8 protein-coding genes, 1 tRNA gene and 1 pseudogene are annotated in these 12,381 nt (G+C 72.6%); 9 read left to right on the top strand and 1 reads right to left on the bottom strand.

Annotation, left to right across the window (positions count from 1 at the left end):
• Nucleotides 1-285: 285 nt before the first annotated feature.
• From BIV24_RS23365 to BIV24_RS23330, 8 genes and pseudogenes are all read left to right on the top strand, one after another.
• A complete protein-coding gene (locus BIV24_RS23365; RefSeq protein WP_071368379.1) occupies nt 286-1,767 on the top strand; it encodes an NsdA family TPR-like regulatory protein in 1,482 nt (493 codons plus the stop codon).
• Between the two features lie 169 nt (nt 1,768-1,936).
• Nucleotides 1,937-2,890, top strand: coding sequence for a phosphatase PAP2 family protein (locus tag BIV24_RS23360; RefSeq protein ID WP_071368378.1), 954 nt, complete (start codon nt 1,937-1,939; stop codon nt 2,888-2,890).
• Entirely contained in the window at nt 2,841-4,001 is a 1,161-nt protein-coding gene (locus BIV24_RS23355; RefSeq protein ID WP_071368377.1) for a hypothetical protein, read from the top strand. The genes BIV24_RS23360 and BIV24_RS23355 overlap by 50 nt, the downstream gene beginning before the upstream one ends.
• Nucleotides 3,992-5,605 (top strand): hypothetical protein, encoded by a 1,614-nt coding sequence (locus BIV24_RS23350; RefSeq protein ID WP_071368376.1) that lies wholly within the window; start codon nt 3,992-3,994, stop codon nt 5,603-5,605. The genes BIV24_RS23355 and BIV24_RS23350 overlap by 10 nt, the downstream gene beginning before the upstream one ends.
• Nucleotides 5,602-6,966 (top strand): AAA domain-containing protein, encoded by a 1,365-nt coding sequence (locus BIV24_RS23345; RefSeq protein ID WP_071368375.1) that lies wholly within the window; start codon nt 5,602-5,604, stop codon nt 6,964-6,966. The genes BIV24_RS23350 and BIV24_RS23345 overlap by 4 nt, the downstream gene beginning before the upstream one ends.
• Nucleotides 6,967-7,124: 158 nt before the next feature.
• The gene (locus tag BIV24_RS23340; RefSeq protein ID WP_071368374.1) at nt 7,125-7,490 is read left to right on the top strand and encodes a hypothetical protein; all 366 of its coding nucleotides are present in this window, start codon (nt 7,125-7,127) and stop codon (nt 7,488-7,490) included.
• Nucleotides 7,491-7,633: 143 nt separating this feature from the next.
• Nucleotides 7,634-8,295, top strand: a pseudogene (locus BIV24_RS23335) (bifunctional DNA primase/polymerase).
• A tRNA-Lys gene (locus tag BIV24_RS23330) sits at nt 8,286-8,359 on the top strand. Before BIV24_RS23335 ends, BIV24_RS23330 begins: the two are co-directional and overlap by 10 nt.
• A gap of 284 nt (nt 8,360-8,643) precedes the next feature.
• Here BIV24_RS23330 and BIV24_RS23325 read toward each other — a convergent pair.
• A complete protein-coding gene (locus tag BIV24_RS23325; protein ID WP_071368373.1) occupies nt 8,644-9,987 on the bottom strand; it encodes a M6 family metalloprotease domain-containing protein in 1,344 nt (447 codons plus the stop codon).
• Nucleotides 9,988-10,426: 439 nt separating this feature from the next.
• On the opposite strand from BIV24_RS23325, the gene BIV24_RS23320 reads away from it, so the two are divergent.
• A complete protein-coding gene (locus tag BIV24_RS23320) occupies nt 10,427-12,340 on the top strand; it encodes a putative bifunctional diguanylate cyclase/phosphodiesterase (RefSeq protein WP_425442587.1) in 1,914 nt (637 codons plus the stop codon).
• Nucleotides 12,341-12,381: the final 41 nt, after the last annotated feature.

Here is a 12,381-nt window from a genome sequence, read left to right as displayed (position 1 = left end):
AACCCCTCCTCGACGAGTGAGTTGGGTCGGGAGTTCGGGGGGCTCCCGGTCCACAGGGTTCAACGCTCCGGAACGTCAACGGCTACGGCACAACACAGCCACAAAGGATGGCAGTTCATGGCAGATCGCGCGTGAGATATCCGGTTTGTAGCCAAACCTCGCATGGCGACACCCGCGAGACAGGTACGTTCTTGCACCGCCGGACACAGGGAACCAACAGGCACCACACGGACGACTCCTCCCGAATCCGGCATGGTTCGACGGTTCGCACGAGAGGGCCCGGCCATGACCTCGTCCCCTTCCTCCCGGCCACCGCGGCCGAATCTCGCCTTCCGGCGGCTGCGCGGACAGCGCTCCCCGAGCGAGTTCGCCGCGGCCGTACGGCGCGCCGCACGCGAGATCGGCGAGCGGGTCAGCTGTGACGCGCGGTACATCGGACGCGTCGAGGCGGGCGAGATCCGTTGTCCCAACTACGCCTACGAACGAGTGTTCCTGCATATGTTCCCCGGTCGCACGCTCGCGGACCTGGGATTCGCGCCCCGCTCCGCGGTACGCGGCCGAAGGGCGCGCATCGCGGACGAAGCGCCCCTCGAACACACCGGCAGCCGTCCGTACGCTCCGAGTGAGACGGGTGATGCGTACGAGACGTATGAAACACAAGACAGTTACGAGACGCACGAGTCGTACGGCACGCACGCGTACGACGAACAGAACCACGAGGAGAGCGACGTGCTGCGTCGCGCATTCATGACCGGCGGCACCGCCACGATGGCGGCCGTCTCCCTGGGCCCTCTCGGGCTCGCCTTCGGCGACCCGGCGGCGACCGCCGAACGCCCCGTCCCCCGTGCGGGTTCGTCCGAGGCGAGCGCGCTCGAGGACGCCGTACGCAGGATCCGCCTGCTCGACGACCGGCACGGTGCGGACGGCCTCTACCGGCGCGCGGCGGCCCCCCTGCGCACCGCGTACGCCCTGCTCGACGCGGGGACGACCCGGCAGGCGATCGCGGACCGGCTGTACACGGGCGCGGGTGAACTGGCCCTCTCGGTGGGATGGTTGGCGCACGATTCGGGACGCTTCGACGACGCCCGCTCCCACTACGCGGAGGCGCTGTCGACGGCCCGGATGTCCGGGGACGCGGCCCTGGAGGCGCACGCGTTCTGCAACACCGCGTTCCTCGCGCGCGACGCGGGCCGGCCCCGGGAGGCCCTTCGGGCGGCACAGGCGGCCCAGCGCGCGGCCCACCCGCTCGGCTCGCACCGCCTGATGTCACTGCTGGCGCTGCGGGAGGCGGGCGGCTGGGCGGGGCTCGCGGACCGGGCGGGCTGCGAGCAGTCCCTGATCCGGGCGCAGGCCCTTTTCGGGCGGGGGCCCTCGGACGCAGACCCCGAGTGGATGACCTTCTACGGAGAGGCCGAACTGGAGGGCCTGGAGGCGCAGTGCTGGTCGACGCTCGGCGACTGGCCGCGCGCGGCCCGGCACGCCGGGCGCGCCGCACAGCTCCAGGACCCGCACTTCACCCGGAACATCGCCCTGTACACGACGGAACTGGCCGACGACCTGGCCCGCGGTGGCCTCCCCGACGAGGCGGCCGTGGCCGGCCTGCGCGTGCTGGAGCTGCTGGACGAGGTCCAGTCGTCCAGGATCCAGACGATGCTGGCGGGCACGGCTCGGGTGCTGCTGCCGCACCGCCGCACACCCGGGGTGTCGGCGTTCCTGGACCGCCATGCGTCGCTGCCGCGCCCGGCATGCGGGGCGGCCCTGTCGTGAGCGCGGCCGCACGGTCAGCGCGCACCCCCGGCCGCAGGCAACCCGGGAGCCGGTGCCTGCGTCTATGACGGCCGGGGGCGGCCCACCGGGGCGGGCACGTACACCGTAAGGTGTCACGACCGGACCGGACCGGGAGCCACAGGACAGCACAACGGGGAGGGCGAATCGGATGCCGCAGGCCGAGACACCGGGCACCACGGTGAGCCCGCCGACCTCACTGCGCTGGTGGACCGAGCTGCCGTTGATCGTCCTGGTGTACGCGTCGTACTCCGCGGGCCGGCTCCTCGCCAGGGGCGACGTCTCCACCGCCGTCGACCACGGCCTGGCGATCCTCCGCCTGGAGAAGTCGCTGCACATAAACGTCGAGCACCCGCTGAACCGTCTCTTCACCCGCGAGGCGTGGATCGGCATACCCGCCGACTTCTGGTACGCGTCACTGCACTACCTGGTCACCCCGGTGATCCTCATATGGCTCTTCAGACGCCGAGCGGCCGCCTATCGCGCGGCCCGCACCTGGCTGATGACGTCCACGTTCATCGGCCTGTTCGGCTTCACCCTGCTGCCTACCTGTCCTCCCCGCCTGCTCGCCGCGGGCCACGGCTTCGTCGACACCATGGCCCAGTACAGCTCGTACGGCTGGTGGGGCGCCGAGGCGAGCGCGCCACGGGGCCTGGGCGGCATGACGAACCAGTACGCGGCGATGCCGAGCCTGCATGTCGGCTGGGCGCTGTGGTGCGGGGTGATGCTGTGGCGGTACGCCGGCAGCCGCTGGGCCAAGGCCGCGGCCGTGGCGTATCCGCTGCTGACCGGCATTGTCGTGATGGGCACCGCCAACCACTACTTCCTCGACGCGGTCGCGGGCTGTGCCGTGATGGGCGTCGGCTTCCTGCTGACCGGCCCGGCGATGCGGGCACAGGACGCGGCCACGGCCCGGCTGCGGGCCTGGTTCACACCCGCCGCGGACACCTCGCAGGCCGCGGGAGCCCCCGTTGTCAGTGCCGGATGCCAGACTTCGACGGGTGAGCGAATTCCCCGACAGCGCACCTCCCGCCACGAGCCGGGAGCCGAGCCGGGTGCCTCTCCCGCGGACGCGGACGACGGCGCTGCGGCACCGACTCGCTGAGCTGCGCGGCCCGTCCCTACCGCCCAAGGCGCTCGACGCGCGCGCCCTTGCCGCACTCGCCGCGAACCCCGGGTGCAAGCGGCGCGCGCTCCTGGACGGCGCGGGGGTGAACAAGGCGGTGCTGGCGGACGCGCTGGGCGCGCCGTCGGCGTTCGGCCAGTCGCAGTTCGCCTTCATGCGGGGCAACGCGTTCGAGGCCCGGGTCAAGGCGGACGGCGGCGCGGAGCTATTGCGGCTGGTGCACGAGAGGCTGGACCCGTCCGCCGAGGCCCCGGGCGCGGCTCTCGTTCCCGACCTCGCGGCCGCCGGCCCTCAGGGACGTGCGGCCCGTACGGCACTGGCGCTGCGCGAGGCCACCGCGGCCCGCACCTGGGCCCTGCTCGACCACCCCATGCTCGCCCTCGACGTGGCGGGCTCGCCCGCGTTCCTCGAGCCGGACGCGGTGGTCGTCCACCCGGACGGCAGCTGGACCGTCGTGGAGATCAAGTCCTTCCCGATGCTGGACGGTGCGGCGGACCCGGCGAAGGTGGGGGCCGCTGCCCGCCAGTCGGCGGTGTACGTGCTGGCGCTGGAGGAGATCGCCGCCCGCCTCGGCGCGGAGCCGGAGGGACGCGCCGACCGCACCCCCGCGCCCGTGGTGCGCCACCGGATCCTGCTGGTCTGCCCGAAGGACTTCTCCAACCTGCCGGCCGCCTCCCCTGTCGACATCCGCAAACAGCGCGCGGTCACCCGGCGGCAGCTGGCCCGCCTCACCCGCATCGAGGAGATCGCCGACGCCCTCCCCGAGGGCACGTGCTTCGCGCCCGACCTCCCCCAGGAGGAGCTGGAAGCCGCCGTCGAGGCGGTTCCGGCGGTGTACGCGCCGGAGTGCCTCGCCGCCTGCGAACTGGCCTTCCACTGCCGCGACCGCTCCCGCGCCCAGGGCGCGGTGACGTCCCTGGGGCGGTCGCTGCGCGCCGAGCTGGGCGGCCTGACGACGGTGGATGACGTCCTGGCCGCCGCCCACGGAAAGGCCGGTGACCCGGACGACCCGGCGGTGGCGGCGCTGCGCAGGGCAGCCGAGCTGCGGGCCGAGGCGCTCGCAGGCCGGGAGGGTGCCGTATGTCGCTGATCGCCGCGCTCGCCCGGCTGGAGGCCGTGCGCTCCGGCCGCGCCCAGCCCGCCGCCACCGTCCGGCACCGGCACCTGTCCGAGCGGCCCCTCGTCTTCGTGCCGCTCACCACCGCCGGCGAGGCCGGGGCGCCGCTGGGGGCGCTCGTCGGCACCGAGCGGGACGCGCCCCGGCTGCTCGTGGTCCCGCAGCCGCGCGACCGCGACCTGAGGTTCGCGTTCCTCGCCGACCTCGCGGACATCGTGCTGCCCCACATCGACGCGTACGCCTGCTCGGTCGAGACCGCCGAGCGCGCCGAGACCGACCCGGAGACCGGCAAACGGGTCAAGGTCGAGGTGGACCTGTGCGCGGACGCCCCGCAGCTGATCGTGCCGAGCCGGGCGGGTATCGACCTCGTACGGCTCCTGGGGCGCTCCATGCGCTTTCGCCGCACCGCCGAGCAGGACCCGGAGGCCCCGCATCCGGCACCGCCGCACGTACCGCTGCTGGGCCGCTGGCTCACCCACTTCGGGGAGCGCGCCCGGGTACCCGGCTCCTCGCTGCTGCTCGCCCTCACCGAGGTGCTGACGCGGCACTGGGCGAGCGGCCAGTCCAGCCTGGAGGACCAGCACCTGGCAGCACTGCTCGCCTGGATCGACCCGCCCGCCGGTGCCTCGGGCGCGGACGCGGCGGTACGGGCCGAGCTGGCACGGGACGAGGACGGCCAGTTGCTGTGCCCGCCGGCCGGACCCGCCACCGACCCGGCCTTCGACAACAAGCTGCTCGCCCCGGCCATCGAGCGCTACGACCGGGCGCGCACCCGGCTCGCCGCCGCCGAGGACGGCGTCGAAGCGGACGACCGGTTCGGTGACCTCACCGCCGCCGAGCAGGAGATCCGCGCCCTCGTCGCGAGCCGTACGCGCCCCACCTGGGACGCGGTGTGGCACGGGCTCGACCTGCTGCGGGCGCTGCCGGAGGGGGATCACGTCGCGGACCGGTGGACGCGGGACCGCTGGTCGTTCACCGGTCACCGCGACCGCGTCGCCGCCGGAGAGCCTCCGCAGCCGCGCCGCGACGACGCGGTCACCGCGGCGAACAAGCTCGCCACGCGCGAGCGCGAACAGGCCCGTCTGGAAGCTCAGGAGGCGCTCGACGACCCGCTCGTCATGGCCGGGCGGCGGCTCGCCGGGGAGGCGTTCGCGGGCGAGGTCCTGGACGTGGTGATGACGTACAGCGAGGGGAAGAGGCCGAGCCCGCGCCCCCTGGTGACCGTACGGACCGGGGACCGGCCGCACCTCGGGGAGCGCACGAAGGTGTACCGGTCGCTGGACGGGAAGCCGCAGGCGGCCGAGTTCGTCGGTGACGAGGGATCGGACGGGGACGGCGCGGGGGACTTCCTCGTGGTCCTGCGCATCGTCGACAAGATGGGCCGCGGCAAGGAACCGGCGCCCGGGTCCGTCCCCGAGAAGGGCGACCGGGTCTGCTTCACGCTCTTCGAACACGAGCAGCGCGGCGGGGCGAAGCTGCCCGATCCGGAGGAGACACCGTGGACGCACGGCGGGCCGCCGGGCGAGGCCGACGCCGTACCACGTCCGGATCCGATGACCGAGGAGGACGTTCTATGACCGCGCTGTTCGCAGCGGACGGCAACCGCGGCCGTGCGTTCGATCCGGGGGCCGCGGCCGCGCGTGCCACCGAGGCGATCCTCCGGGACACGCTGCACGGCGCGCACCGCGGGGTCGTCGTCGACTCGCCCCCGGGCGCCGGGAAATCGACGCTGGTCGTCCGCGCCGCGCTCGAACTCGCGGCCGCCGGACGCCCGTTGATGGTGATCGCGCAGACCAATGCACAAGTGGACGATCTGGTGCTGCGGCTGGCGGAGAAGGACCCCGGTCTTCCGGTCGGCCGGCTGCACAGCAGCGACCCGGACCCGTACGACAAGGCGCTCGACGACCTGCCGAACGTCCGCAAGTCGACGAAGGCGGGCGATCTGGCGGGCCTGGACGTCGTCATCTCGACCGCCGCCAAGTGGGCGCACGTCAAGGACGTCGAGCCCTGGCGGCACGCGATCGTCGACGAGGCGTACCAGATGCGTTCGGACGCGCTGCTTGCGGTGGCCGGCCTGTTCGAACGGGCGCTGTTCGTCGGGGACCCCGGCCAGCTGGACCCGTTCGCGATCGTGGGCGCGGAGCAGTGGGCCGGGCTGTCGTACGACCCGTCGGCGTCCGCGGTGACGACGCTCCTGGCCCACAACCCCGAGTTGCCGCAGCACCGGCTGCCGGTGTCATGGCGGCTGCCGGCGTCGGCGGCGCCGCTGGTGTCGGACGCGTTCTACCCGTACACGCCGTTCCGCAGCGGTACGGGGCACGGGGACCGGCGGCTCACCTTCGGGGTGGCCTCGGACGGCTCGGGTCCCGACCGGGTGATCGACGAGGCGGCTCAGGCCGGCTGGGGGCTGCTGGAGCTGCCCGCCCGGCACACACCGCGGACGGACCCCGAGGCGGTGCGGGCGGTGGCCCGGGTCGTACGGCGGCTGCTGGACCGGGGCGGGGCAGCGGTCTCGGAGCGGGCCGAGGAGCCGGTGGCGCTGACCGCGGACCGGATCGCCGTCGGCACGGCGCACCGCGACCAGGCGGCGGCGGTGCGCTCCGCGCTGGCGGACCTCGGGGTGCCCGACGTGACCGTGGACACGGCGAACCGGCTCCAGGGCCGGGAGTTCGACGTGACGGTGATCCTTCACCCGCTGTCGGGGCGCCCGGACGCGACGGCGTTCCACCTGGAGACGGGCCGTCTGTGCGTCCTCGCCTCCCGGCACCGGCACGCGTGCATCGTGGTGTGCCGGGCGGGAGTGACACAGCTGCTGGACGACCATCCCTCGACGGAGCCGGTGCAGCTGGGAGTAACGGTGAAGTTCCCGGACGGCTGGGAGGCGAACCACGCGGTCCTGGCGCACCTCGCGGAACACCGGGTGCCGTGGCGCCCCTGACCTGAGCGCCGGTCCCGCCCTGCCTGCATGGACACAACACCACTAGGCGGGGGCGCGGACCGGCGCGCGCCGCCCCTGACCGCCCCCTTGTGCCGCCGCGGGACAATGGACGGTGGCCCCCTGAGGGCGCCACTCGAACCGTACGAGGAGGACAAGACATGGCGGAGCCCACGCCGCGTCGGAACGATCCGCGGCTACGCCCCGCGCCCCTGCTCTTCGAGCCCGCGGAGGCGGCCTCCGACCCGGAGCACTTCTTCGACCTGGAGTCGATCGACGACCCGCAGGCACTGCTGGCGCGGGCGACGGAACTCGCGCAGGCGTTCCGCGCGGCCGCGGACCGGGCGGTGGAGTACCAGGCGATCGCCGCGGCCCAGCTCGCCGACCCGCGCCGCCTGGACCGGCTGACCCCGGCGGCGATCGGCGACCAGGCCGAGTGGACCGAGGACTACGCCAAGAAGATGGTGGAGTTCGGCCAGGACCTGATGCGAGGCGGCGACGCGAGCGGCCCCGAGAACCTGGGCTGAACGCCGACCGGTCCGACGCCGTCCCCGCGGGAATGATCTTTCGGCATATACCGGACGGCAAAGTACTCCGCCCCACCCCCTCTTGTCCCGGTTTTCCACAACTCTCGGGACCGCACAGCTCACCGACGGTAGATCTGGTTGCCATGAGCAGTCGAACGCCGTCCGTCACCTCCCCCTGCAAGCCCCTTCCCGACGGATACGACATCGCGGGCGTCACCTCGGAGGGCGCCGCATGGCTGGCCTCCGCAGGACCGTATCCCCGCAGCACGCTGGCCACCTGGGCAGAGCGCCCCGCCGCCCCGGTCGTAGTGCCCTGCGGCACCGCGTTCGACATCGTCAACACGCCCGCGATCTTCGGGCGGCGCATGCTGGACCGGCTCTGGGACGAAGGGCCGGGCTCCGGGCCCGTCGCCACCCACCGGGGCCGGATGCTGCTGTTCGCGGCGCCCGGCACCGCCAGGCGGCTGCCCTCCCTGCTCGACTGGGAGGAGTGGAACGGCAAAGGCCACACCGGGACCGCCCGCACCCGCGCGATTCCGCCGCTTCTGTGCCACGGCCCCGGAGACGCCGTGACCGTCCCCGCGGTCCACGCCACGACGTCCCCCGCCGCGACCACCGAGATCCACCTCGCATCCCGCTGGCTCGTCGCGCCCGACACCCGTCACCCCTGGCTACCAGGGCCGGAAGTCGTGCTGTGGGCGGCCGTCCGAGCAGCCCGCGCCGCCGCCTCCGCCACGGTACCGATATCGATTTTTCCTCCCGCCGACCAGGGTGCTAAGGTCTAGGCGTCAGTAGGCGCCGCTAGCTCAGTTGGTTAGAGCAGCTGACTCTTAATCAGCGGGTCCGGGGTTCGAGTCCCTGGCGGCGCACGATGGCGATGGCGATTCGTGTTCGCGGTAAGCGCGAACCGGGTCGCCATCGTTGTTTTCTGCGCGGCGTCTCCGCGCGTGGTGGGGGCTTCGCCACCCACACCCCAGCTCGGCGCAGCGCGGTGAGCGCCAGGTGTGCAGGGCTCCTCGCGGAAACCGCCGGGTACGCAGGGCGCCCACCGCGGGCTTCCACCACCATGACCAGCGCCACCGCCCGGCACACAGGCCCCTGGGACCACCGTCGCCACTGGAACCACCGTGACGACCCCACCCGCGCCACGCGCTCACCGTCTCGTGATCTTCACCGTCCATGCCCCGGTGGCCGTTCGGTCCTCCACCTCCACCCGGACGCCGTCACCCGGCACCGTGAAGGTCTCCCCCACACCCACGGGAGCGTCCGCGAGCCGCGGGTAGACCGAGGAGTGCTCGCACGCCTCGGAGTGCGGATGGGCGTCCAGCACCTTGATCGGGCCGTCACCGGACTCCGTCTCGCCATGAACGCGATAGACGAGGACACCCTCCGTGCAGACCGTGCTGTCGTTCCCCATCGCACCGCGCCCCTCCACGGCCACCACGGTGTCGGGCCCCGTCCGCACGACCGCCAGCTTGGTGCCGCGCCCCGAGCCGTACGCCTGCAGACCGGGTCCCGGGGGCTGCTCACCGGCCGCACCCACGACCACCGGCACCTGCGGTACCCCCGTCGACCCCGACTCCAGCGGCTCCAGCGTCAGACGTGTGCTCCCCGGACCCCGCACACATTTCACCTGGCGGTCGTCCAGCCACCCCAGTTTCCACTTGTGCCAGGCGAACAGGTCCGGCGCCAGACCGAACTGGCTGCCCATGAGATCCCAGTCGCCGACATAGGTGTCCCAGTCACCCCTGCCGCCCATGGGACGGTGGTAGAGATCGGGCAGATCGAAGACATGCCCCGTCTCGTGCGCGAGGACGAGACGGTCCGGCGGATGCTTCTCGAAGACCGTGACCACCCGGCGGACCTCCTTGCCGTGCACGCGCAGGGGAGTGTCGAAGTTGACCACCTTCGTGGCGTCCGAGTCGACACCGGGCGCATCCGGGTCGGCCACCAGGTACACGACGCCGGACCGCGAGAAGTCGACTTCCTTGCCCGCGGCGGCGAACGCGTCGCGCAGATACGCGTCCCGCCGCCCGGGATCCCAGTCGCGCTGCACGGCATAGGAGGTGGCGGGATGGGGCATTCGGATCCAGTGACGCACCGGATGCGGGCGCAGCGTGAACCGGCCATAGGAGGCACGGTCGAAGAACCGGCTGGTGGCCGGGAAGTAGTCCGCCGTCAGCTGGGCCGGTGTGGTCGCCGGCACCGAGCCCGGGAAGGACAGGAAGACCATGACCGCGTCGAGCGGACGGGTGGGGCGCACATAGGTGGGATCCCAGGTGTCGACACCCTCCGAATGATGCGCCGGGGTGCGCGCGAGTTCGCAGGGTGCCGATGGGGAATCGGCGAGTGCGGGTCCCGTGACCAGCGAGGTCGAAACCAGCGCGGCCATCGACGTGAACACGGCCGCCAGGCTACGCAACAGCGCCACCCAGCCCCGGAAGAACCCCTTCAAGGACTCGCCGGAGAGCCCCTTGAGGGGGAGCGGACGCGGCACGGCGACCTCCGGGTGCGGGTCAGGGAACTCCGCATCCAGCCTTGTCGCACTTGTAGTACTACGCCCTGTTCGCCTGCACCAGAAGGGTGAGATGCCCCCACTTGGGGGAAAGGCCAGAAAGAGCCGCGACGGCCGCGGGAGGGGTGGTGCGGGGCGGGAGCGACGGACGGCGCAGAAGCACCGAGGGGGCGGCCGACGTGGGCCGACGCCCCGGATACTCACGGATCGTCACATTCAATCGCGGCCGGAAAGAACCCGACCAGGTCCGGGCAGAAACGATCTGTCGGAACGCGTGCCTGTTCCGGGACACTGGACTGTGGCTGGAAGGCCTCTGGGCCAGCCTCTATGATCGGCACACTTTCCTGCACGGACACGGCTTGTACGGCCGCTCATCACGCGGCCGTCGACCCCGACGAGAACCGTACGAAGAACGAGTGCACTGCGGGAGCGAGCGGTGAGCGGAACGTCCGAAGGGCCGGCGCCCGCGGCAGACCTCGTCGGCCCGGCCGTCACAGAGAGTCATGCACATCCCCCGGCAGGTATGTCCGCGCCGGCGCCTCCCGTCGGCGTGCACCAGCTCGCGCCGCCGGCAAGCCCGCCACTGCCGTTCTCCCCGGGCCCCGCTCAATCCGTCGCTGCCGGCGCCGCGTTCGCTGTCGCGCCGCTCGCCATGGCCGTCGTCGACCGGGAGGGCCTGGTCGCCACCGCCAACGAGACGCTGGGTTCACTGCTCGGCACCGGCGCGGACGGACTGGTCGGCAAGGTCGCCGCCGACCTGGTGGACCTGTCCTCCGACGCCCGCATCGCGCACGCGTACCACGAGGTGCTGCACGGCCGGCAGGCCCGGCTGCGCTGTACCCGCCGCCTCAAACACCCCGACGGGCACTCGCTGTGGGTCCATGTGACCGTCACGCCGCTGCCCACGGCCGAGCAGCCGGTGCTCCTCTCGGTCGCCGACATCAGCTCCCATCGTGAACTCCAGTCCCGGCTGCGGCACTTGCAGATGCACGATCCGATGACCCGGCTGCCCAACCGCACACTGTTCTTCGAACGCCTGTCGGCCGCGCTGGAAGCGGAGGCGTACGAGGAGAGCGGCACCGGCCGGATCGGGCTGTGCTATCTGGACCTGGACGGCTTCAAGGCGGTCAACGACACGCTCGGCCACCGCGTCGGCGACCGGCTGCTCGCGGCCGTCGCGGAGCGCCTGAAGCGCTGCGCGGACGAGGCGGGCCGAGCGAGGCCCACCACACCGTTGGTGGCCAGGCTGGGCGGCGACGAGTTCGCGCTGCTCGTCGAGGACTCGACGGGCACCGACCAACTCGCCGAGCTGGCCGAGTCGGTGCTGAGTGCACTGCAGACCCCGTTCGACCTGTCGGGTCAGCGCCTGTCCGTCTCCGCGTCCATCGGGGTCGTGGAACGGCACGCGGCCGGGACGACGGCGACCGGTCTGATGCAGGCGGCCGATACGACGCTGTACTGGGCGAAGGCCGACGGCAAGGCCCGCTGGACCCTCTTCGACCCCGAGCGCAACGCCCACCGCATGACCCGCCAGGCCCTCTCCTCCGGTCTGCGGCCCGCCATCGAACGGGGTGAGTTCGCCCTGGAGTACCAGCCGTTGGTGGGCCTGGAGGACGGACGGGTGCGCGGGGTCGAAGCGCTGGTGCGCTGGCATCACCCCCAGTTCGGCACCCTGACGCCGAATCGGTTCATCGGGCTGGCGGAGGAGGACGGCTCGATCGTGCAGCTGGGACGCTGGGTGCTGGCGACCGCCTGCCGTCAGGCGCGCCGCTGGCAGCTGGAACGCCCGAGCGAGCCGCCGATCTTCGTGAGCGTGAACGTGGCGGTGCGTCAGGTGTGGGACTCCGACCTGGTGGCGGATGTGGCGCAGACCCTCGCGGAGACGGAGCTCGCCCCTCATCTGCTCCAGCTGGAGCTGACGGAGTCGGCGGTGATGGGCTCGGCGGGCCGCCCGCTCCAGGTCCTCCAAGCACTCAGCGACATGGGGGTGCGCATCGCGATCGACGACTTCGGCACGGGCTACTCGAACCTCGCCTACCTCAGCCGGCTGCCGGTGTCGGCGCTGAAGCTGGACGGCTCGTTCGTCCGCGGCTTCCAGTACGAGGGCACGAACGCGCACCCGAATCCCGCGGACGAGGTCGTCGTCGAGGCCATGATCCAGCTCGCCCACCGGCTGGGGCTGACGGTCACCGCCGAGTGTGTGGAGACCTCCGCGCAGGCCAGCCGTCTGCGCCGGATCGGCTGTGACACCGGCCAGGGGTGGCTGTACTCGCGGCCGGTGCCGCCGGATCGTATCTCCGCGCTGGTGGACGCGGAGGCCTGCCGCCCGACCTGACCGGGAGGGGTGCCGTCGCCCCTGCGGCACGGCACCCTGCC

Source organism: Streptomyces colonosanans (assembly GCF_001866645.1).
Lineage (GTDB): Bacteria > Actinomycetota > Actinomycetes > Streptomycetales > Streptomycetaceae > Streptomyces > Streptomyces colonosanans.
Note: the sequence above shows the minus strand (reverse complement) of the source record. Positions and strands in the feature narration are given on the sequence as shown.